Consider the following 20,898-nt stretch of genomic DNA (forward strand, 5'->3'; position numbering starts at 1 on the left):
GATAGCTGTAAGAGCATTTGGAGAGAAGGAGGCGAATGAAATGCAGGAACTACTTCGCGAAATCACGAAAGACCAGCTTAAAACAGATCTTCCTGATTTCCGTGCCGGGGATACGGTCAGGGTTCACGTGAAGGTTGTGGAAGGCTCCCGTGAACGTATCCAGGTATTCCAGGGAGTTGTGATTAAGCGCCGTGGAGGCGGAATTAGTGAAACCTTTACCGTTCGTAAAGTATCCTACGGTATCGGGGTAGAGCGTACGTTTCCGGTACATTCCCCGCGCATTGACAAGATCGAAGTGAAGCGCCGCGGCAGAGTTCGTCAGGCTAGACTTTATTATCTTCGCAATCTGCGTGGAAAAGCTGCCCGCATTAAAGAAATACGATAAGAATCAAAAAAACTGTGACGGCCTTCCAACCGTTGCAGTTTTTTTATGTTCCTGGACCTAAATGGTGCAGATGAACCAGGCTATCTTTTGTTACACTATGAAAAAGAAAGGTACCATATTTAAATACGCATTCATTGTAGATGCTTCAAAAATATGAAAGCTGAGAGCGCTTCTTCTTGACGAACTGGCCCGGTTCAAAAAAATAACGGACATTTTTCGGAGCAAAATGTCTATAAACAATGTATTGTAGACACAAGCAGGAGAAAAGGCAGCTCAAATGGAAGCAAAAAAGAAATAACGGACAAAATAAAAAGTGCACACGTGCAAAATGTCTCCTGTCCTCGTTTAATGGACATTTCCCCTTCCATCTTGTCTCCTTTATGCTGCTCGTTAAACCAAACCAGCAAATAGAAGGTGCTGCCTCTCCATGCAACAGTACAGCTCAACTACTGCCTGGAAAAGATATTTTCCATCAGACCCTGAAACAGCTGTCAGAGAGGAAAAAGATAGCGCGGGTTTTGACAAGCTCCATTTTTCTTATACTAAAAAACAAAAAAATATGACATTTGACATGTAATGATTGCTGCACAGAAAGGAGTAAAGACATGACGACGATTCAATGGTACCCGGGGCATATGGAGAAAGCAAAACGTCAGGTGACGGAACAGTTAAAGAGGGTGGATCTTGTCATTGAACTGGCAGACGCAAGGATTCCCCTTTCGTCCAGGAATCCAATGCTTGACACGATTTTACAGGACAAGCCGCGACTGTTGGTGCTGACGAAAAGTGATATGGCCGATCCGGACAGCAACGAAAAATGGCTTCAGTATTTTAAAGAGAAGGGCACCAAGACGCTCGCTCTCAATGCCCTGCAGAATAAGGGAGAAAAACCGATTATCGAGAAAGCAGAGGAAATCACTGCTCCGATTTTTGAGAAAATGAAACGAAAAGGGATAAAAGCCCGGGCAATACGTGCCATGATTCTCGGCATTCCCAATGTAGGAAAATCGACGGTGATTAACCGGCTGGTCGGAAAAAAAACAGCGAAAACAGGGGACAAGCCCGGCATTACGAAAGCCCAGCAGTGGTTAAAGGTAGGAAAGAAAATGGAGCTTCTGGATACCCCCGGCATTTTATGGCCGAAATTTGAAGATCAACTCGTCGGCTTCCGCCTGGCTGCGACCGGTGCCATTAAAGATGAACTGCTTGACTTTGAAGAGGTGGCGTTATTTGTAACGGGCCTGTTAAAAGAACGATATCCCTCGGTGTTAAAGGAAAGGTACAGCCTGGATACGCTTCCGGGAGAAAAAAGGGAATTATTCGAAGCGATTGCCCGGAAAAGAGGCTGTCTTCAAGCCGGAGGTTATATAGACGAAGAAAAATGTGCAGAAATCATCCTGCGGGATCTGCGCGGGGAAAAATTCGGCAGAATATCATTAGAAACACCTCAGGACTGGCAGCAGCAAAACGAAGAATAAACGGCTTATAAAAAAAGGCAGGTCAACCGATATAAGAAATAGAGAAAAGGACGAAATAATGATGAATCAAGAAACCATTGCAGAGATTAAACACCGTTTATTTCAAGAAATCCCGGAGGAATCCTGGCTGGAGGAGCTAAGAAAGGATCAGCGGAAAGGGGTACAGCAGCTTTTAACTCAATTTGATAAAAGGGCCGCCAAACAAAGGCAGCTCGAATTAAACTTTGCGGAATCGCTCCATTTTGAAAAAAAATGTACAGCAGAGGGCTGCCGTTTCATTGCCGGGGTAGATGAAGTCGGACGGGGCCCGCTCGCCGGTCCCGTAACCGCAGCGGCGGCCGTGCTTCCGGTGGATTGTTCCTACCCCGGATTAACCGATTCGAAAAAACTAAGCAGGGAACAACGGGAATATTTTTATGAAAAGCTGGTGGAAGAGACGTCTGCTTATAGTATTGTCCACGTTCCAGCTTCTGATATCGACAATATAAACATTTATCAGGCTTCTATTCAAGCCATGAAAAGGGCGGTGGAAGGACTGAAGGTAGCAGCAGACGCGCTTCTGATTGATGCTGTTAGACTTCCGCTTCCAACAAGACAAATTCCCCTTACAAAAGGGGACCAGCGAAGTGCATCCATTGCTGCTGCTTCCGTGCTGGCAAAAGTAGAACGGGACAGGTATATGGAAAATCTGGCTGAGGTCTACCCGGAATACGGCTTTGAGAAAAACATGGGATATGGCACGGAAATACATTTAGATGCTTTACAGCGGCTGGGACCCATTCCGGAACACCGCCGTAGTTTTTCTCCAGTGAAACAATGCTTATAGAAAATAGAAACAGGGTGGAATCATATGGATTCAATAGGTTTGCAGACTACGCCTTTAACCAGGGCACAGGGAAATAAACAAACATCGCTTTCGCTTCAGAAAGGTCAGGTTTTTGAAGGGGAAATCATTAAATTCTTTCCCAATCAAACAGCAGCGCTCCGTTTGGGAGGGATGAAGATGACAGCCCGACTGGAAGCGGCCTTAAATGCTGGAGAAAAATATTTTTTTCAGGTGAAACAAAATGATGGGATTCCCCGCCTGCAAGTGCTGCAGGCAGATCAATCTGCCTTAAAGAGCAGCAACGCTCATCAGGCTGACGCAGCGAAAGTGCTGCAGGCCCTGGGGCTTCAGGATAATAAAGCCAACCAATCCATGCTTCGCTTTTTTCAAGCAGAGCAGCTGCCGTTTTCCAGAGAAATGATTCAGGAAGGGGCCGCGGTGTTAAAGCAGGCAAATGCTATGAATGCGGAGGGAGCAAGACTTCTTTCGACCATGAATCAATCAGGCTTTCCCCTGACGCTTGAAACGTTCCAGAGTCTCTATCAAGCTGAGAATGGAAAACCATTATCCGCTCAAATACAGCAATTACAGGCTGCTCTGCAGCAGGTACAAGGTCAGGTGCTGGGAGAGGAGGCAGGGAACGCCGTCGCAAATGTAAGACAAGCCTTGTCCGAGACCATATCATTGACGGCTGTGCAACCTTCCAAAAGCAGTCATCAGGATGATATCGTTCGTCTGCTGCAGCTTACTGCTTCGGCCCAGGTCCCCTCCTCTGTAAGAAATGGGGCGGTTTCCCTTCTGCAGAAGGCAGATATTCTGCCAGCCGGCTCCAACACCCCGGAATGGCTTTCCTCCTTTAAACAGGCGGTGTTAAACCCTGAAAACCGCGCGTCTGTGCAGCAGCTTTGGCCGCAGGTATTTTCCGGACAGCAGGGCAGGCCGCCTGCTGATATGGAAACTGCGGAACTGTTCCAGACGTTAATGAACCGCCTCTCGATAACGGAAGGAGAAACAGGACGCCGTCCGTTGCAGCAGCTGCTCGCTTTATTTCAGCAGGCAGGCGGAAGGAAAGGAGAGACAGACTTTTCGGCTTCCAGGCTTCAGCAAATGATGCAGACCATTAAAATGAATGCAGCCACCGGCCAGGAAAGACAGGCGCTGGCCGTGCTTTTTCAGAGCACGTTCATGAACGAACGGGCGGCGGGGGCTTCTCAGACAGCCGGACAGTTAACCCAGATTCTCCATCAGCTCGGGCTGCATCATGAGAGTCAACTTGCTCAACAGCAGGCCGGCTTTTCAGCAGATGCCTCTTCTAATGAGACGTTGAAACAATCGCTCCTTCAACATATAAACCATCTCCCGGCTTCTGTCAGAGAAGGGGCGGAGGCCTTACTGCACAAAATTTCAGGTCAGCAGCTGCTGGCTCAGGATCAAAACGGGAACCTGCACCAGACCGTTTTACAGTTACCATTATCGCTGGGAGGTTTTCAGACGGATGTAACGGTACAGTGGGAAGGCAGAAAACAGAAGGACGGACCCCTTCATCCAGACCACTGCCGGATATTATTTTATCTGGATATGGAGTATTTAGGAGAAACGATCGCTGATGTCCAGATTCAAAATCGTGCAGTAACTGTAAACGTGTTCAATGAAAAAGAAAAGCCGGCCCTTTTGCTCGACCTGCTGCAGCCTTATTTAAAAGAACGGCTTGAAGAACAGCATTATACGTTGAATGCTGTACACTGGAAACAGGCCGGCGAGGACAGCAATCGATTGAAAGACGTATATGAATCCTACACCGGATTTGAAGGAGTGGATGTGAGAATATGAGCAGACAGCACCCGCATAGAAGAGAAGCCGTTGCGTTAGGCTATCAAGCTCAGGCCCAGCATGCTCCCAGTGTGAAAGCAAAAGGAAAAGGTTATGTGGCCGAAGAAATCATCGAACGGGCAAAAGAAAACAATATTCCTGTACAGGAAGACCCTTCCTTGGTGGAGCTTCTTTCCCAGCTTGATATCCATCAGTCGATTCCTCCCGAATTGTATGAAGTAGTAGCGGAGGTGTTTGCATTCCTGTATCGGGTCGATCAGCATTCTTCCTCATAATTCTGTTTTATTAGGGCACCTTACAGAATAAAAGGAGCCTGCTATGAAAAAGAAACAGTTCGGCCTCTCCCGGCCCCGAAGGAAACATAATTATAACGAAGAAGCGGGACAGGAGCTCGGTTTTTTCCGCCAAGCTGCAGAAATCAGAGCATTGTCTGCCTTGAAGGTGATCTGGGAAAAGATAAAAAAAGCACGAAACCAATCCTAGTTTTAAAATAAAAAAGCCGTTCCCCAGCCTTGACAGACTGGGGATATTTGTCGTGTCATGAAAGATAGAGGGACATCACCGATATAAAGTTGTGTCGAATTGTTGAATTTGCTCCCTTTTTTTTATACGATAATAAGTGTGTGCGAAACAACGGCCGTTATTTCAGCCGGCGCTTGGCACCCGATATCCTTACCCGAAAGGTTTCCCCTGAGACGGGTATTCGTATCGAATCGTTAGGAGGATGGAGAGAACATGAATATTCATGAGTATCAAGGAAAAGAGCTCCTCAGAGAATACGGGGTAGCCGTACCAAATGGAAAAGTAGCCTTTTCCGTCGAAGAAGCTGTGGAAGCTGCCAAAGAACTCGGCTCTGATGTGAGTGTCGTCAAGGCCCAGATTCATGCAGGCGGCCGTGGAAAAGCTGGCGGTGTGAAAATTGCCAAAACACTGGACGAGGTGCGTACATATGCCGATGAAATTTTGGGCAAAACGCTCGTCACGCATCAGACCGGGCCGGAAGGAAAAGAAGTGAAACGGTTATTTATTGAAGAAGGCTCCGACATTAAAAGCGAATATTATGTCGGGATTGTTCTTGACCGTGCTACGTCCCGAATCGTGATGATGGCCTCCGAAGAAGGAGGAACGGAAATCGAAGAAGTGGCGGCAAATACGCCGGAAAAGATTTTCAGGGAATATATTGATCCGGCTGTTGGCATGCAGCCGTACCAGGCCCGCCGGCTGGCGTTTAATATCAATATTCCAAAAGATCTCGTGAAGCAGGCTGTGAAATTTATGCTCGGGCTGTATAACGTATTTATTGAAAAAGACTGCTCCGTAGCAGAAATTAATCCGCTTGTAACAACAGGAGGCGGCGAGGTCATGGCTTTGGATGCGAAGCTTAATTTTGATTCCAATGCCCTCTACCGTCAAAAGGACATTTTGGAATACCGGGATCTTGACGAAGAAGATCCGAAGGAAATTGAAGCATCCAAATTTGATTTGAGTTATATTGCGCTTGATGGCAATATCGGCTGCATGGTTAATGGAGCAGGGCTTGCCATGGCAACGATGGACATTATTAAACATTACAACGGAGATCCTGCCAACTTTCTCGATGTCGGCGGCGGCGCGACTGCAGAAAAAGTGACAGAAGCATTTAAGATTATTCTGGAAGACGATCATGTAAAAGGTATTTACGTTAACATTTTCGGCGGAATTATGAAATGCGACGTTATTGCAGAAGGTGTAGTGGAAGCAACCAAGCAGATCGGCCTTGAAATCCCACTCGTGGTCCGTCTGGAGGGAACAAATGTAGAAACCGGTAAGAAGATTCTCGAAGAATCCGGGTTAAACATTACCGCTGCAGATTCCATGGCAGACGGAGCGCAGAAAATAGTATCACAAGTGCAATAGAAAGGCGGGACAAAGACAAATGAGCATCTTTATTAATAAAGATACCAAAGTGCTTGTACAGGGTATTACCGGTTCTACTGGTTTGTTTCATACCCAGCAGGCTGTACAGTACGGAACACAGATTGTAGGAGGAGTCACTCCAGGAAAAGGCGGAACAGAAATTGAAGGAATCCCGGTTTTTGACACCCTGCGGGATGCAGTCAGAGAAACAGGAGCCACAGCAACTGTAATCTATGTTCCCCCCGCCTTTGCAGCAGACGCGATTATAGAAGCGGTGGACGAGGAAATGGATCTGGCCATCTGCATCACAGAAGGAATTCCAGTCATCGACATGTTGAAAGTCAAGCGGTTTATGGAAGGCAAAAAGACACGCCTGGTCGGGCCGAACTGCCCTGGTGTGATCACTCCGGAAGAGTGCAAAATAGGAATTATGCCCGGCTATATCCATCAGAAAGGACACGTTGGTGTTGTTTCCCGTTCTGGTACGCTCACCTATGAAGCGGTACATCAATTGTCGACCAATGGGGTTGGTCAATCCACAGCCGTCGGCATCGGGGGAGATCCTGTAAATGGAACCAGTTTTATTGATGTATTAAAAGAATTTAATGAAGATGATGATACGGAAGCGGTCATCATGATTGGTGAGATCGGCGGAACAGCCGAGGAAGAAGCGGCAGAATGGATAAAGGAAAACATGTCAAAACCGGTAGTCGGATTTATCGGAGGACGTACGGCACCTCCCGGAAAAAGAATGGGGCACGCAGGTGCTATCATTTCCGGCGGGAAAGGTACGGCGGATGAAAAAATCAAAACATTGGAAGATTCCGGTGTCCGAGTAGCAGACACTCCGGCTGAGATCGGGGAGACTCTTATCTCTTCCCTGAAGGATAACAGCATTTATGAGAAGTGTCTCACCCACACTCCGGAGCAATAAAGAAAAGGGCGGGCTTTCCAGCCTGCCCTTTTTTAACAAAATCAGGAAAGGATGCGAGACATACGAATACCTCTCGAATACTTCATTTACATGAGGCCCCTTATCTAACCTGGAAAAAGGTAACCGCTTTATACAAGGCGGATCCAGCGTTATCCCTCCCTTATCAACTGAGCCCGTCTGAACTTTCCAAACAACTTCGCCTTTCTGCCGAACAGGCCGGGACCTTATATCATTATCTCCACACCCCGGAAAATAAAATGGCGGCCTACCAGGCCCGTCATATCCATATACTGACTCCCTTTATGAACGAATACCCGCCGCGGCTGCATCATATATACGATCCGCCCTGGGTTTTGTATGCGAGGGGGAACCTGGAGCTTCTGCAGACCCCATCGAGTCTGGCTGTGGTAGGAACGAGAAAGCTGACCGCTTATGGCCGGAACGCTATGAACCAATTCTTGTCCCCTGTCATACGTCAAAATAGAACCATTATAAGCGGACTGGCTATTGGAACGGATACTTTGGCCCATAAAATAACTGTCCGGGAAAAAGGAACTACGATTGCCGTACTGGGCTCGGGATTTGATTGTATATACCCGCGGGAAAACACAGGTCTTGCCGAACACCTTTCCACGCACCACCTCCTTTTGTCGGAATATCCTCCTTCCACCCCGCCGCGGAAATGGCAGTTTCCTATGCGGAATCGTATTATCAGCGGATTGGCAGATGCTGTTTTTATATCCGAAGCGGCGGAAAGAAGCGGTTCGCTTATTACCGCTTATCAGGCACTGGAACAGGGGAAAGATGTAAAAGCCCTGCCGGGTCCCGTTTTTTCGCCCATGTCAAAAGGAACGAATCAATTGATCAAAGAAGGAGCGGCTCCGGTCACCAGCTTTGAAGATTTATAAGCAGACCGGCCTTTTTTGGAGAGAAAAAAAGAGAAGCATAGACATTTTGGGTAGACAGGGCACATAAACTGTGAAAAAATGATTGTGATTTGTTTCCCAAAAAAACAGATAGTTTTACCATTTAGCGGAGAACAAAAATAGAAATGATGGATAAAATGAAAGCAAAAAGGATATATAAATGTATAGAATTTGACAAACAACGTGAAACTGGTTGATAATATGAAAAATTCAAAGAAAAACTAAAGGGGGAGGAAACAAGAGATATGGCAGATTATTTAGTAATCGTTGAATCTCCCGCTAAAGCCAAAACGATCAGTAAATATCTTGGGAAAAAATATACCGTGAAAGCTTCCATGGGCCATGTACGGGATTTGCCGAAAAGTCAGATGGGGGTCGACGCTGAAAATTATGATTATGATCCGAAATATATAACGATACGAGGCAAAGGTCCTGTTTTGAAAGAATTGAAAGCAGCTGCCAAAAAAGCGAAAAAAGTCTACCTGGCTGCCGACCCGGACCGCGAGGGAGAAGCGATTGCATGGCATCTGGCTTACAGCCTTAACATTGATCCGGAGTCAAACTGCCGGGTGGTTTTTAACGAAATCACAAAAACGGCGATTAAAGAAGCATTTAAAGAACCGCGCAAGATTAATATGGATCTAGTCGATGCCCAGCAGGCACGGCGTATTCTTGACAGGCTTGTCGGCTACAATATCAGCCCGCTTCTTTGGAAAAAAGTAAAAAAAGGGTTAAGCGCCGGGCGGGTGCAGTCCATTGCCGTTAAAATGATTATTGACCGGGAAAAAGAAATTCAGGCTTTTGTCCCGGAAGAATACTGGAGTATTGATGGTTCTTTTTTTCGGGGCCGTGATGCATTCGAAGCTAAGTTTTACGGAATTAATGGAGAGAAAAAAGAACTGCGGTCCAAGGAAGACGTGGACGAAGTCCGAAGTAAAATGAGCGGAGATACGTTTACGATTAAGAATGTAACCAAAAAGGAACGTAAACGAAATCCGGTCCAGCCATTTACTACTTCTTCTCTGCAGCAGGAAGCAGCCAGAAAGTTAAATTTCCGGGCAAAAAAGACAATGATGATTGCACAGCAGCTTTATGAAGGCGTGGATCTCGGGAAAGAAGGGACCATTGGGTTAATTACCTACATGCGTACCGATTCCACACGTGTTTCTAATACAGCAAAGCAGGATGCGAAAGCATATATCGAAGAGCATTACGGCAAAGAATATATCGGTCAGGATAAAAAAGCTTCCTCCCAGAATGCCAACGCACAGGATGCCCACGAAGCAGTCCGGCCGACAACGATACCCAAAGATCCTAAAAGTGTGAAATCTCATTTAAGCCGGGATCAGTACCGGTTATATAAGTTAATCTGGGAACGGCTGATGGCCAGTCAGATGGCGCCTGCTGTGATGGATACCATGTCCGTCGACCTGGATAACAACGGAGTGACGTTTCGTGCTAATGGGTCAAAGATGAAGTTTGCCGGTTTTATGAAAGTGTACATTGAAGGAAGCGATGACGGAAAAAAAGAAAAGGATACATTTTTACCTGATCTAAAAGAAGGGGAAACAGTAGAGCAGGAGGAATTAACAGAAAACCAGCATTTCACCCAGCCGCCTCCGAGATATACGGAAGCAAGACTGGTTCGTACAATGGAAGAGATGGGTATCGGACGCCCTTCCACTTATGCTCCGACACTCGATACTATCCAGCGCAGAAATTATGTAGCTCTGGAAGAAAAACGGTTCGTTCCAACAGAACTGGGAGAAATCGTACTCGAACTTATGGTTGAATTTTTCCCGGAAATATTGGATGTCGAATTTACCGCCAAAATGGAAAATGACCTTGACTATATAGAAGAGGGCCGTCAGAATTGGATTGAGATCATTGACGAATTTTATAAGGAATTTGAAAAAAGGCTGAAAGTCGCGGAAGAGGAAATGGAAGAAGTAGAAATCCGCGATGAGCCGGCCGGGGAAGACTGTGAGAAATGCGGCCATCCGATGGTATACAAAATGGGACGGTACGGAAAGTTTATGGCATGCTCCAACTTTCCGGAATGCCGAAACACAAAAGCCATTATGAAAGAGATAGGGGTCACCTGCCCCAAATGTAAAGAAGGGAATGTAGTGGAGAGGAAAAGCAAGAAACAGCGGAAATTTTACGGCTGCGACCGATACCCGGAATGCGACTTCATTTCCTGGGATAAGCCGGTGTCCCGTCCCTGCCCGAAATGCGACGCCCTTCTTGTTGAGAAGAAAACGAAAAAAGGGATCCATGTACAGTGCACACAGTGTGACTATAAAGAAGAACCAAACTAAACCATAGAAAGGAAAATCCCCTTTTTCCAAAAGGGGGTTTTCCTATGTTACCCTGGCTCGGAACCATAAGACAGCCCCGTCAGAATTTTATGAAAAAATAATAAATTTCCTTGATTGCCAGAAGGTACTATGTTAGAATTTAAGAGCTTTTGTGCATGAGGTGAAGAAAATGAATAACGACTGCCAGTCCTGCATCAATCAGTTTATCCGTTACCTGCAGGTGGAAAAGAACGCTTCAAGCTTAACGATAGAAGCCTACAGCAAAGACCTGGAAGACTACAAATTCTTTTTGGCGGCAGAAGGTATTCATTCCCCTTTGCTGGTGGATATGAAAGAAGCACGACTGTACTTCAACCGCCTGTTTGAAAAAAAATATGACCGCAGCACAGCAGCTCGGAAAATTTCTGCCATCCGTTCTTTTTACCGGTTTTTAAAAAGGGAAGAACAGATAGACAGAAATCCGTTTGCGGTGTCCAGTCTTCCGAAAAAAGAAAAGAAACTTCCCAGATTTCTTTATGAGGAAGAACTGGAAATGCTGTTTGACTCCTTTGATATAACCAAGAAGCTGGATCAACGGGATTTGGCTATATTTGAACTGTTGTATGCGACAGGACTCCGTGTTAGTGAAATATGCCGGATTCAGCAGGATGATATAGATGAGGAACTTGCGACCCTCCTTGTAAAAGGAAAAGGAGGGAAGGAACGGTATGTTCCGATCGGCGGTTTTGCTATGGAGGCAGTGGCCTTTTATCGGAATCACGCCAGAAACGAGTTAGCACAAAAGAAAAAGGAACCGGCTTCTGCTCTTTTTTTGAACAATAAAGGAGATCAGCTGACGGAACGGGGATTTCGATATATCGTAAATAAAAGAGTAAAGGAAGTATCCTACACCCTGCAGATTTCCCCGCATGATCTGCGGCACACGTTTGCCACCCATTTGTTAAACCGGGGGGCTGATCTAAGAAGTGTTCAGAATTTATTGGGGCATGCCAGCCTTTCTACGACCCAGATTTATACTCATGTCACAAAGGACCGCCTGAAGGAAGTCTATGATAAGGCGCACCCGAGGGCAGAAAAGAATGGAGGCTCATGATATGGATACATCCTTTCATGCGACCACGATTTTTGCGATTCATCATAATGGCAGAGGAGCAATGGCAGGAGACGGCCAGGTTACATTTGGCCAGGCGGTGGTCATGAAACATACGGCAAAAAAGGTACGTAAAATCTATAATGACCAGGTGCTTGCCGGATTTGCCGGTTCGGTGGCCGATGCTTTTACGCTGTTTGATATGTTTGAAGGCAAACTTGAGCAGTGGAACGGTCAGCTCCAGCGGGCGGCTGTCGAGCTCGCCAAAGAATGGCGCAGTGATAAAATGCTCCGGAGGCTGGAAGCGATGCTTGTCGTTATGGATAAGAATACGTTACTTTTGGTGGCAGGTACCGGGGAAGTGATTGAACCAGATGACGGGTTGATCGCGATTGGTTCAGGAGGCAATTATGCCTTGGCTGCCGGAAGAGCATTAAAAAAGCATGCACCGCATTTAGAGGCAAAAGAAATGGCGGAGGCCTCCCTAAAAACAGCCGGCGACATCTGTGTATTTACAAATGATCAGCTTGTCGTGGAAGAAATCGAATAAAGGAAAGGGGACGATTCTACGATGGACACCCCGCTTACTCCAAAAAGGATTGTAGAGAAGTTAGATCAATACATTATCGGCCAAAATGAGGCCAAGCGTTCTGTTGCCGTAGCGCTCCGAAACAGATACCGGCGGAGCCAGCTTGAAGAGCAGATGCGGGAGGAAATTACTCCCAAAAACATTCTAATGATCGGTCCCACCGGGGTGGGAAAAACGGAAATCGCCCGAAGACTGGCTAAATTGGCCGGAGCCCCGTTTACAAAAGTCGAAGCAACGAAGTTCACGGAGGTCGGCTATGTCGGACGGGATGTGGAATCGATGATAAGAGATCTGGTAGAAACGTCGGTCCGGCTCGTTAAAGAGGAAAAAATGGAAGAAGTAAAAAAGCAGGCGGAAGCCGAAGCGGAGAAAAGGCTTATAAAACTTCTAGTGCCCGAAAAGAAAAAGCAGCAGAATACAAATAGAAATCCGTTTGAAATGATTTTCCAGCAGCAAAACCAGGACGATGAGGGGGATGCAGAGGAAGATCAAAATATCGCACAAAAAAGACGCCAGATGGAACATCAGCTGGCTATGGGTGAACTGGAAGACCATATGGTAACGGTAGAAGTGGAAGAACAGGGACAAAGCATGTCTGATATGTTTCAGGGCTCCGGCATGGAACAGATGGGTATGAACATGCAGGAAATGCTGGGAAACTTTATGCCGAAAAAAAAGAAAAAACGACGTCTGCCGGTCAGAGAAGCAAGGCCGATTATTCATGAACAGGAAGCACAGAAATTGATTGACATGGATGAAGTAGGACAGTTGGCTGTTTCAAAAGCAGAACAGCTGGGTATTGTTTTCATAGATGAAATAGACAAAGTGACCGGCAAACAACAGTCGAGTGCGGATGTATCAAGGGAAGGTGTTCAACGGGACATTTTACCAATTGTGGAAGGTTCAGCCGTGACTACTAAATATGGCACGGTGAAAACAGATCACATCCTCTTTATCACCGCAGGTGCTTTTCATATGTCAAAACCGTCTGATCTTATTCCGGAACTGCAGGGACGTTTTCCGATCCGGGTGGAATTAAACAACCTCGGTACAGAAGAGTTTGTAAGAATCCTCAAAGAGCCGGATCAGGCGCTATTAAAGCAGTATCAGGCATTATTGAAGACGGAAGGTATAAATGTTGAATTTTCTGACGATGCTGTTCATAAAATTGCTGAAATCGCGCAGGATGTGAACCAGCATACGGAAAATATCGGAGCCCGGAGACTTCATACCCTGCTGGAACGACTGCTGGAAGATTTATCATTTGAAGCCCCGGATATTACATTGGAGAAAATAACCATCACACCTGAATATGTAGAAGATAAATTGGCTTCCATTGCAAAAAATCGAGATATGAGCCGATATATTTTATAAGAAAGACAGGAGGAGTCGCAAATGGATTTATTATCAAAAAGCCGTAAAATTAACGACATGCTGCAAAAAACAGCAGGCGATCATGTGAATTTTAAAGACATGGCAGAAACACTGCGTGATATCATCAGCTGCAATGTCTTTGTTGTCAGCAGGCGTGGAAAACTATTGGGATATGCCATCAAGCAGGAGATTGAAAACGACCGCATGAAAAAAATGCTGGAAGAAAGACAATTCCCGGAAGAATATACTTCAGGTTTGTTTAAATTGGATGAAACCTCACCGAACCTTGGAATTGACAGTGATTATACCGCTTTTCCAGTGGAAAATAAAGAATTATTCGGTTCTGGTCTAACGACGGTCGTGCCGATCAGCGGCGGAGGGCAGCGCCTTGGCACGCTTGTTCTCGCCCGTTTAAATGACAGATTTGACGACGATGATTTGATTTTGGCTGAGTACGGGGCCACAGTGGTAGGAATGGAAATTCTGCATGAAAAAACACAGGAAATCGAAGAAGAAGCAAGAAGTAAAGCAGTGGTGCAGATGGCGATTAGTTCGCTTTCCTACAGTGAACTGGAAGCAGTGGAGCATATTTTTGAAGAGCTCGAAGGAAAAGAAGGGCTGCTGGTAGCCAGTAAAATTGCTGACAGAGTAGGCATTACCCGTTCCGTTATTGTGAACGCGCTGAGAAAACTGGAAAGCGCAGGGGTCATCGAATCCCGTTCCCTTGGAATGAAAGGGACTTACATTAAAGTTCTGAATGACAAGTTTTTATATGAGCTCGATAAAATCAAAACAAACGGGTGAACAGTTCCGTTAGGAAAAGCCGGCACTCCGCTTTGACAGGGAGCGTCGGCTTTTTTATGCACCCAAAGACTACAACGACAGCTGCCCCTCTCCGTTCATAGAAAAGCGGATAAAAGAATTACGGTATGGGAGCAAGTCAAGAAGAAGGACCTATTTATTTTTTAAAACAATGTTCGACATAAGGTGAGGCAGTACAAACACACGGGGAGACCTTTTCCCTGTGATAATCGGGGAATAAGGGACCGCATGAAAACGATAACAGGACGAAATATCTGGTAAAAAAGTTTTAGTTTTATTGGAAAAAATGGTGTGGTTCTTTTTTATTGAATTGAAACACTATGAAAACACCGTTAGACAAATGTCACATATTTTTATACAATTTAGGTAGTAGTTCTTAAAAAGATATGCAAAATATGGAAACAAATGCTTAACCTTGTCTAACTGCGCAAGACATGTCAAAAGTACAAGGTCTTTCGCATTAGGAGGAAGGAGGGGGAATATGGGTTTATTCGATTCTGCCACTATTCAAAATCTGGAGCATGGCTTAAAAGGGGCGGCTTTGCAGCAAAAAGCAATATCAGAAAACATAGCAAATGTCGACACGCCGAACTACAAAGCAAAAAGCGCTCATTTTCAACATACCCTGAACGAAGCGGTCCAAAACGACAAAATGCAGGCGTTTCGTACAAATAATAAACATATTGAGTTTGGATCGAGAAAAGAGGAGGCCTACATCAGTGAAGGTGCTTCAACGATGTACAATCACAACGGCAATAATGTCGATATAGATAAAGAAATGACGGACTCTGCCAAAAACCAGATTTACTACAATGCCTTGACTGACCGGTTAAGCAGTAAATTCAACAGCCTTAAATCGGCAGTAAGAGGGGGATAACGAATAATGGGACTTTTTGACGGAATTAACGCTTCGGCGTCCGGACTGACTGCTCAGCGTCTGCGAATGGACGTTGCTTCTGCTAATACGGCGAATGCGGATTCTACCAGAGGTAGATTGGTAGATGGGGAATGGGAGCCGTATCGTAGGAAAATGGTTTCCCTCCGTTCAAATGAATCAGACTTTTCATCTCATTTACAGCAGGCCATGGGAAGATCCTCCTCAGGAAACAGCGGAAGAGGGGTTCAGGTTGACGGTATCGTAGAAGATCCATCTCCTTTTAAACAGGTATATCAGCCTAATCACCCAGACGCAAATGATGAAGGATTTGTCGAAATGCCGAATGTGGATCCATTAAAGGAAATGGTGAATATGATGGGGGCAAGCCGTTCTTATGAAGCGAATATCACAAGTATGAACGCCTCAAAAAATATGATGATGAAAGCTCTCGAAATTGGAAGAGGGCAATAAGAGGGGGAAGGCTGAATGAATGACAGTATTATCGGAAGCGCTGAAGCTGCCCGGCAGAATCCCGCAGTAAATCAGCAGGAACAAAACCGGAGGACTCCGGCCCAAGCGCAGGAATCCTTTAAAAACGCTTTGAATGACGCGATTACACAGGTGAATAATAGACAAATAGAATCAAACGAAATGACCTCAAAGCTGGCATCAGGGGAAGTGGAAAATCTTCATGAAGTGATGGTTGCCGCTGAAAAAGCCAGCGTAACGCTCCAGACTACCGTAGAAGTACGTAATAAAGCATTGGAAGCATATCAAGAAGTCATGCGCATGCAGGTCTGATATGCCGAACGATAGCAGGTAATGGAAATCGGGAGGCCCCATGAAAGAGAAGTTTTTACAATTCAGAGAAAAAACAATTGAATATTGGCGTAATAGGAGTACTGGTCAAAAAACATTAATCCTTGGATTTATTGCATTCCTTTTTCTTATTATAATCCTTGCCATTTTTTTCGGGACAAGGACCAATTACGCTCCTCTTTATTCTGATTTATCTCCTGAGGAAACCGGTCAGATTAAAGAGACACTGGATTCACGAGGCATACCGTCAGAACTGAGCAATAATGGTTCTACGATCAGGGTGCCAGAGACACAGGTCGATTCCCTGAAAGTGGAGCTTGCTTCGGAAGGACTTCCGGACAGCGGTAATATTGACTACTCGTTCATAGAAGACCAAATGGGCTTTGGGATGACAGATAATGAATTTGACACGATGGAAAGGGCAGCAATGCAGACCGAGTTAGGTACATTGATTGAGAATATTGAAGGGGTGGAAGCGGCGAACGTCATGATTACTCTGCCCGAAGAATCGACATGGGTGGCAGAGGAAGATGAGCGGGCATCCGCTTCCGTTGTCATTGATACAGGCGGAACCACAAACCTGGAACAAAATCAGATACGTGCTCTGTACCATCTTGTCTCCAAAAGTGTGCCCGACCTGTCTGTTGATAATATCGTCATTATGAATGAAATGTTTGAGTATTTCGATTATGAAAATCCAGCTTCCAATTCCTCGATGAATGCCTATGAAGAACAACGCAGCATTCAGGAAGATATTGAAAAAGATATCCAGTCCCAGTTGCAGCAGATGCTTGGAAAAATGATGGGAATGAATAAAGTGGTTGTTTCGGTGACGACCGATCTTGATTTCACTCAGGAGACAAGAGAAGAAGCACTTGTCGAACCGGTGGATGAAGAGAATATGGAAGGAATTGAAGTAAGTGCAGAACGAATTGAAGAGGCTTATGAGGGCGAAGCGCCGGAAGACGGCGGCGTTGCCGGTGCCGGAGAGGAAGATGTAGCAAATTATCCGGCGGGAGCGGCTACAGGAGAAGGTGACTACGAAAGGGAAGAAGAGCGCATCAATTATGAAGTCAACCGTATTCACCGGGAAATTGTAGAAAGCCCGTATAAGATCAGGGATCTCGGCATTCAGGTTATGGTAGAACCGCCGGAGCCTGATAATCCGGACTCCCTTGATCCTCAGACCATTACAGATATTGAAGAAATCCTGAGTACGATGGTAAATACCAGCATAGACAAATCCTACCTCGAAGATATGGAGCCGGGAGAAACGGATGATAATATTTTTGTTTCTGCCCAGGAATTTAACGGCCAGCCGGAATTACCGGAAGAAACCGGCACTTCTATTCCGATGTGGATGTATATAACAGCAGGGCTGCTTCTTCTCGCTGTCATTGTTCTTCTGATTATGCTGGTACGAAGAAGAAAAGAAGAAGAGGATTGGACCGAAGAAGAAGTGTATGCAGCTGAACCGGTTCCGGATCTTCCAGAGGAAGATGATTCTGAACAGGCCGCAAGAAGAAAACAGCTGGAGAAACTGGCTCAGGACAATCCAGAGGAATTTTCCAAACTATTACGGACATGGTTATCTGATGACTAAGGGGGACTCGTTATGCCAAAAGCAAATGACACATTAACAGGAAAACAGAAGGCGGCGATGCTCCTCATTTCTTTAGGCCCTGATGTCTCGGCTCAGGTGTACAAGCATTTAAGTGAGGAAGAAATTGAAAAATTAACACTGGAGATATCGAATGTCCGCAAAGTCGACAGTGCGACAAAAGAAAATGTATTGGAAGAATTTCATCAGATTGCAGTGGCCCAGGATTATATCTCCCAGGGAGGGATTGGGTATGCCAAAAGCGTACTGGAAAAGGCGTTAGGAGAAGATGATGCGATGCAGATCATCAACCGCTTAACCTCTTCCCTGCAGGTAAAGCCCTTTGATTTTGCCCGAAAAGCCGATCCTTCCCAGATTCTGAATTTCATCCAGAATGAACATCCGCAGACCATTGCTCTTATCCTGTCATACCTGGAGTCAGAACAGGCCGGGCAAATATTATCGGAACTCCCGCAGGAAGTACAGGCGGACGTGGCCAAACGAATTGCGGTTATGGACAGCACTTCTCCAGAAATTGTAAATGAAGTGGAGAATATTCTTGAACAGAAACTTTCTGCTACCGTAACCCAGGATTATACAGAGGCCGGAGGAATTGAAGCGGTGGTGGAAGTGCTGAACGGAGTAGACCGAAGTACGGAACGTACGATTCTCGATTCGCTTGAAATCCAGGATCCGGAGCTTGCCGAAGAAATTAAGAAAAGGATGTTTGTCTTTGAAGATATTGTCACGCTCGACAATCGTTCGATTCAGCGTGTCATCCGGGATGTGGAAAACGAAGATCTGCAGCTCTCCCTGAAAGTAGCAAGCGATGAAGTGAAAGAACTTGTGTTTAATAATATGTCGCAGCGCATGGCGGATAACTTTAAAGAGGAAATGGAATTTATGGGACCGGTCCGGCTTCGGGATGTGGAAGAATCCCAGACCAGGATTGTTGCGGTCATACGCAGACTGGAAGAAGCTGGTGAGATTGTGATTGCCCGTGGAGGAGGAGATGATATTATTGTCTAGACTTATAAAGGCTCCAGACACTCCCGGCCCCTTTCAACAAACTCGTTCTATTCAGGTGAAGCCGGTTTTATCCCGGCAGGCCCAGGAAAGCAAATCATCAGAAGGAGAAAACAGGGACGAGGCTCCGGGTCATTCCGAAATAAAACAGGAGCAGGAGCGCCTGCGCCGGCAGAGAGAAGATATAGAAGCATCCAGAAAGCAGGCCGAAGAAGAGCTGCAGCAGGCCCGTAAAAAAATCAGTGAAGAAGAAGAAAATTCGAAACAGCGGCTGGAACAGGCGTTTGCCGACGCGAAAAAGGCAGGCTGGAAAGAAGGATACGAAGAGGGGAAAGAGGAAGGGAGAACCGCCTGGGAACAAGCGGTCGAGGAAGCCCGGGATGTTATTTCTTCTGCTAAAGAGGAGTATCATTATTACCTCGAAAAAGCGGAACCTGTTATTCTCGACCTGGCTCTGGCTGCAGCGAACCGGATTATTTATAAATCATTGGAAGATGAAGACGGCACCTGGCTTGAAATTGTAAAAAATGCTGTCAAAGAGGTAAAAGACCATGAAGAAGTGGCAGTGCATGTTCCGGTTTCCCGTTTAGAAGAAACAAAGCAGCAGCGCCAGGAGATGGAGAACCTGCTGGCTTATTCCCAAGAATTGATGATATTTCCAGACAGCTCCCTAAACGAGAATGACTGTATCATTGAAACACCGTATGGAAAAGTGGACGCTTCTTTGGACAGTCAGCTGCAGGAATTAAAAGAACAGCTGGAAGAAAAATTGAAAGAGGGCGGTCTTCATGAAAGCAGCTGACCTGCTGCAGGAAGTTCCTTCATTAAATCCTTACAAACAATATGGGAAGGTAACAAGGGCAGTGGGACTTACCATTGAATCCAAAGGGCCGCGCACTTCTGTCGGCGAATTGTGCTACATTCATCCGCAGGAAAAGAAAGAGCCGGTTTTGGCCGAAGTAGTTGGGTTCAAGGATAAATATGTACAACTTATGCCCCTGAAACAAACAGCCGAAATCAGTCCCGGCAGTTTGGTGGAAGCTACTAGAAAACCCCTGCAGATTAAAAGCGGCCACGGTCTTATTGGAAAGGTTATCGATGGCACAGGCCAGCCTCTTGACGGGTCGGTGCTTCCGGAAGGGCTGTCACCGGTTCCAACCGAAGCTGAACCGCCGAACCCACTGCTGCGGCCGCGGATTAACGAACCGCTTTCTCTCGGGATTAAAGCCATTGATGGTTTGCTTACGATTGGAAAGGGCCAGCGCATTGGTATTTTTGCTGGAAGCGGAGTCGGCAAAAGTACCATACTTTCCATGCTGACCAGATATTCAGAAGCAGAAGTTAATGTCATTGCATTAATAGGAGAACGGGGCCGGGAGGTAAAAGATTTTATCGAACGGGACCTTGGCGAAGAAGGCATGAAAAAATCGGTGGTCGTCGTAGCGACGTCCGACCAGCCTGCCTTAATGAGAATAAAGGGAGCAATGACGGCCACGGCCGTTGCGGAGTATTTCCGGGATCAAGGCAAACAGGTGAATTTAATGATGGATTCTGTGACCCGTTTTGCTATGGCTCAGCGGGAAATCGGACTTGCCGTGGGAGAACCGCCGACCACAAAAGGTTATACCCCATCTGTTTTTGCGATGCTGCCGAAACTGCTGGAACGTTCAGGAACAAGCCAGGCCGGCTCTATTACTGCCTTTTACACTGTTTTGGTCGACGGTGATGATTTAAATGAACCGATTGCAGACGCGGTACGGGGAATTCTCGACGGTCACCTGGTATTGGATAGAAAACTGGCGGATAAAGGGCACTACCCCGCAATCAATGTGCTGCAAAGCATCAGCAGAGTGATGGAGGAACTGGTGGATGAGGACCACCAAAAGGCAGCAGACAATCTCCGGCGCCTGCTTTCCACCTATATGGAATCCGAGGATCTTATTAACATTGGCGCATATAAAAAAGGGTCTTCCAAAGAAATAGATAAAGCTATCAAAATGCAGCCGGCCATCAATCAATTTTTACAGCAGGATACCAGCGAAGTGCTTACCTTTTCTGAGACAAGAAAGGCCCTGATTGAACAGTTTGGCAAAGGAGAATGATGA

Annotated in this window: 22 protein-coding genes; all 22 read left to right on the forward strand. The window is 46.0% G+C overall.

The window, feature by feature from the left end; translation table 11 throughout:
- Window positions 1–40 precede the first annotated feature (40 nt).
- The 22 genes from rplS (at window position 41) to fliI (ending at window position 20,895) form a co-directional block, all read left to right on the forward strand.
- Window positions 41–385 (forward strand): 50S ribosomal protein L19, encoded by a 345-nt coding sequence (rplS, locus tag G475_RS0109185; RefSeq protein ID WP_026701041.1) that lies wholly within the window; start codon window positions 41–43, stop codon window positions 383–385.
- 427 nt (window positions 386–812) lie between these two features.
- Window positions 813–962 carry a hypothetical protein gene (locus tag G475_RS27165; RefSeq protein ID WP_156911660.1) on the forward strand — a complete coding sequence of 50 codons (150 nt, stop codon included), beginning with the start codon at window positions 813–815 and terminating at the stop codon, window positions 960–962.
- A gap of 28 nt (window positions 963–990) precedes the next feature.
- The gene (gene ylqF, locus G475_RS0109200) at window positions 991–1,863 is read left to right on the forward strand and encodes a ribosome biogenesis GTPase YlqF (RefSeq protein WP_026701042.1); all 873 of its coding nucleotides are present in this window, start codon (window positions 991–993) and stop codon (window positions 1,861–1,863) included.
- Window positions 1,864–1,921: 58 nt separating this feature from the next.
- Window positions 1,922–2,689 carry a ribonuclease HII gene (locus tag G475_RS0109205; RefSeq protein WP_324603210.1) on the forward strand — a complete coding sequence of 256 codons (768 nt, stop codon included), beginning with the start codon at window positions 1,922–1,924 and terminating at the stop codon, window positions 2,687–2,689.
- 24 nt (window positions 2,690–2,713) lie between these two features.
- Complete coding sequence (locus tag G475_RS0109210) at window positions 2,714–4,519, forward strand: hypothetical protein (RefSeq protein ID WP_026701044.1); 1,806 nt, start codon at window positions 2,714–2,716, stop codon at window positions 4,517–4,519.
- Window positions 4,516–4,794 (forward strand): EscU/YscU/HrcU family type III secretion system export apparatus switch protein, encoded by a 279-nt coding sequence (locus G475_RS0109215; RefSeq protein ID WP_026701045.1) that lies wholly within the window; start codon window positions 4,516–4,518, stop codon window positions 4,792–4,794. Before G475_RS0109210 ends, G475_RS0109215 begins: the two co-directional genes overlap by 4 nt.
- Window positions 4,795–4,837: 43 nt before the next feature.
- Window positions 4,838–5,002: a hypothetical protein gene (locus tag G475_RS27170; RefSeq protein ID WP_156911661.1), complete on the forward strand. Its 165-nt coding sequence runs from the start codon at window positions 4,838–4,840 to the stop codon at window positions 5,000–5,002.
- 252 nt (window positions 5,003–5,254) lie between these two features.
- Window positions 5,255–6,415 (forward strand): ADP-forming succinate--CoA ligase subunit beta, encoded by a 1,161-nt coding sequence (gene sucC, locus G475_RS0109225; protein WP_026701046.1) that lies wholly within the window; start codon window positions 5,255–5,257, stop codon window positions 6,413–6,415.
- A 19-nt stretch (window positions 6,416–6,434) separates the two neighbouring features.
- Entirely contained in the window at window positions 6,435–7,349 is a 915-nt protein-coding gene (sucD, locus tag G475_RS0109230) for a succinate--CoA ligase subunit alpha (protein ID WP_026701047.1), read from the forward strand.
- Window positions 7,322–8,257, forward strand: a complete 936-nt coding sequence (dprA, locus tag G475_RS0109235; RefSeq protein ID WP_084414065.1) for a DNA-processing protein DprA — start codon at window positions 7,322–7,324, stop codon at window positions 8,255–8,257. Before sucD ends, dprA begins: the two co-directional genes overlap by 28 nt.
- Window positions 8,258–8,520: 263 nt before the next feature.
- On the forward strand, window positions 8,521–10,596 hold the full coding sequence (topA, locus tag G475_RS0109240) for a type I DNA topoisomerase (RefSeq protein ID WP_026701049.1): 2,076 nt from the start codon (window positions 8,521–8,523) through the stop codon (window positions 10,594–10,596).
- A 169-nt stretch (window positions 10,597–10,765) separates the two neighbouring features.
- Window positions 10,766–11,689, forward strand: a complete 924-nt coding sequence (gene xerC / locus G475_RS0109245) for a tyrosine recombinase XerC (protein WP_026701050.1) — start codon at window positions 10,766–10,768, stop codon at window positions 11,687–11,689.
- A 1-nt stretch (window position 11,690) separates the two neighbouring features.
- The gene (gene hslV, locus G475_RS0109250) at window positions 11,691–12,236 is read left to right on the forward strand and encodes an ATP-dependent protease subunit HslV (protein WP_026701051.1); all 546 of its coding nucleotides are present in this window, start codon (window positions 11,691–11,693) and stop codon (window positions 12,234–12,236) included.
- A 21-nt stretch (window positions 12,237–12,257) separates the two neighbouring features.
- The gene (gene hslU / locus G475_RS0109255) at window positions 12,258–13,649 is read left to right on the forward strand and encodes an ATP-dependent protease ATPase subunit HslU (RefSeq protein WP_026701052.1); all 1,392 of its coding nucleotides are present in this window, start codon (window positions 12,258–12,260) and stop codon (window positions 13,647–13,649) included.
- Between the two features lie 21 nt (window positions 13,650–13,670).
- A complete protein-coding gene (gene codY / locus G475_RS0109260; RefSeq protein WP_026701053.1) occupies window positions 13,671–14,453 on the forward strand; it encodes a GTP-sensing pleiotropic transcriptional regulator CodY in 783 nt (260 codons plus the stop codon).
- 499 nt (window positions 14,454–14,952) lie between these two features.
- On the forward strand, window positions 14,953–15,348 hold the full coding sequence (gene flgB / locus G475_RS0109265; RefSeq protein ID WP_026701054.1) for a flagellar basal body rod protein FlgB: 396 nt from the start codon (window positions 14,953–14,955) through the stop codon (window positions 15,346–15,348).
- A gap of 6 nt (window positions 15,349–15,354) precedes the next feature.
- On the forward strand, window positions 15,355–15,819 hold the full coding sequence (flgC, locus tag G475_RS0109270) for a flagellar basal body rod protein FlgC (RefSeq protein ID WP_026701055.1): 465 nt from the start codon (window positions 15,355–15,357) through the stop codon (window positions 15,817–15,819).
- Between the two features lie 15 nt (window positions 15,820–15,834).
- Entirely contained in the window at window positions 15,835–16,149 is a 315-nt protein-coding gene (gene fliE / locus G475_RS0109275; RefSeq protein ID WP_026701056.1) for a flagellar hook-basal body complex protein FliE, read from the forward strand.
- A gap of 40 nt (window positions 16,150–16,189) precedes the next feature.
- A complete protein-coding gene (gene fliF / locus G475_RS0109280; RefSeq protein ID WP_026701057.1) occupies window positions 16,190–17,770 on the forward strand; it encodes a flagellar basal-body MS-ring/collar protein FliF in 1,581 nt (526 codons plus the stop codon).
- A gap of 12 nt (window positions 17,771–17,782) precedes the next feature.
- Window positions 17,783–18,796, forward strand: coding sequence for a flagellar motor switch protein FliG (gene fliG / locus G475_RS0109285; RefSeq protein ID WP_026701058.1), 1,014 nt, complete (start codon window positions 17,783–17,785; stop codon window positions 18,794–18,796).
- Window positions 18,789–19,595, forward strand: coding sequence for a flagellar assembly protein FliH (gene fliH, locus G475_RS0109290; protein ID WP_169728517.1), 807 nt, complete (start codon window positions 18,789–18,791; stop codon window positions 19,593–19,595). Before fliG ends, fliH begins: the two co-directional genes overlap by 8 nt.
- Window positions 19,582–20,895: a flagellar protein export ATPase FliI gene (gene fliI, locus G475_RS0109295; RefSeq protein ID WP_026701060.1), complete on the forward strand. Its 1,314-nt coding sequence runs from the start codon at window positions 19,582–19,584 to the stop codon at window positions 20,893–20,895. Before fliH ends, fliI begins: the two co-directional genes overlap by 14 nt.
- The last annotated feature ends 3 nt before the right edge of the window (window positions 20,896–20,898 follow it).

It is taken from the genome of Salibacterium aidingense DSM 18341 (assembly GCF_000429685.1).
Lineage (GTDB): Bacteria > Bacillota > Bacilli > Bacillales > Marinococcaceae > Salibacterium > Salibacterium aidingense.

What these genes read in the sequence shown, in the direction of transcription:
- fliG (WP_026701058.1), top strand. Translation starts at nt 17,783, where the DNA reads ATGCCAAAAGCAAATGACACATTAACAGGAAAACAGAAGGCGGCGATG.
- ylqF (WP_026701042.1), top strand. Translation starts at nt 991, where the DNA reads ATGACGACGATTCAATGGTACCCGGGGCATATGGAGAAAGCAAAACGT.
- flgB (WP_026701054.1), top strand. Translation starts at nt 14,953, where the DNA reads ATGGGTTTATTCGATTCTGCCACTATTCAAAATCTGGAGCATGGCTTA.
- G475_RS27170 (WP_156911661.1), top strand. Translation starts at nt 4,838, where the DNA reads ATGAAAAAGAAACAGTTCGGCCTCTCCCGGCCCCGAAGGAAACATAAT.
- G475_RS0109215 (WP_026701045.1), top strand. Translation starts at nt 4,516, where the DNA reads ATGAGCAGACAGCACCCGCATAGAAGAGAAGCCGTTGCGTTAGGCTAT.
- G475_RS0109205 (WP_324603210.1), top strand. Translation starts at nt 1,922, where the DNA reads ATGATGAATCAAGAAACCATTGCAGAGATTAAACACCGTTTATTTCAA.
- flgC (WP_026701055.1), top strand. Translation starts at nt 15,355, where the DNA reads ATGGGACTTTTTGACGGAATTAACGCTTCGGCGTCCGGACTGACTGCT.
- rplS (WP_026701041.1), top strand. Translation starts at nt 41, where the DNA reads ATGCAGGAACTACTTCGCGAAATCACGAAAGACCAGCTTAAAACAGAT.
- fliF (WP_026701057.1), top strand. Translation starts at nt 16,190, where the DNA reads ATGAAAGAGAAGTTTTTACAATTCAGAGAAAAAACAATTGAATATTGG.
- fliE (WP_026701056.1), top strand. Translation starts at nt 15,835, where the DNA reads ATGAATGACAGTATTATCGGAAGCGCTGAAGCTGCCCGGCAGAATCCC.
- G475_RS0109210 (WP_026701044.1), top strand. Translation starts at nt 2,714, where the DNA reads ATGGATTCAATAGGTTTGCAGACTACGCCTTTAACCAGGGCACAGGGA.
- sucC (WP_026701046.1), top strand. Translation starts at nt 5,255, where the DNA reads ATGAATATTCATGAGTATCAAGGAAAAGAGCTCCTCAGAGAATACGGG.
- codY (WP_026701053.1), top strand. Translation starts at nt 13,671, where the DNA reads ATGGATTTATTATCAAAAAGCCGTAAAATTAACGACATGCTGCAAAAA.
- G475_RS27165 (WP_156911660.1), top strand. Translation starts at nt 813, where the DNA reads ATGCAACAGTACAGCTCAACTACTGCCTGGAAAAGATATTTTCCATCA.
- hslV (WP_026701051.1), top strand. Translation starts at nt 11,691, where the DNA reads ATGGATACATCCTTTCATGCGACCACGATTTTTGCGATTCATCATAAT.
- sucD (WP_026701047.1), top strand. Translation starts at nt 6,435, where the DNA reads ATGAGCATCTTTATTAATAAAGATACCAAAGTGCTTGTACAGGGTATT.
- topA (WP_026701049.1), top strand. Translation starts at nt 8,521, where the DNA reads ATGGCAGATTATTTAGTAATCGTTGAATCTCCCGCTAAAGCCAAAACG.
- hslU (WP_026701052.1), top strand. Translation starts at nt 12,258, where the DNA reads ATGGACACCCCGCTTACTCCAAAAAGGATTGTAGAGAAGTTAGATCAA.
- xerC (WP_026701050.1), top strand. Translation starts at nt 10,766, where the DNA reads ATGAATAACGACTGCCAGTCCTGCATCAATCAGTTTATCCGTTACCTG.
- fliI (WP_026701060.1), top strand. Translation starts at nt 19,582, where the DNA reads ATGAAAGCAGCTGACCTGCTGCAGGAAGTTCCTTCATTAAATCCTTAC.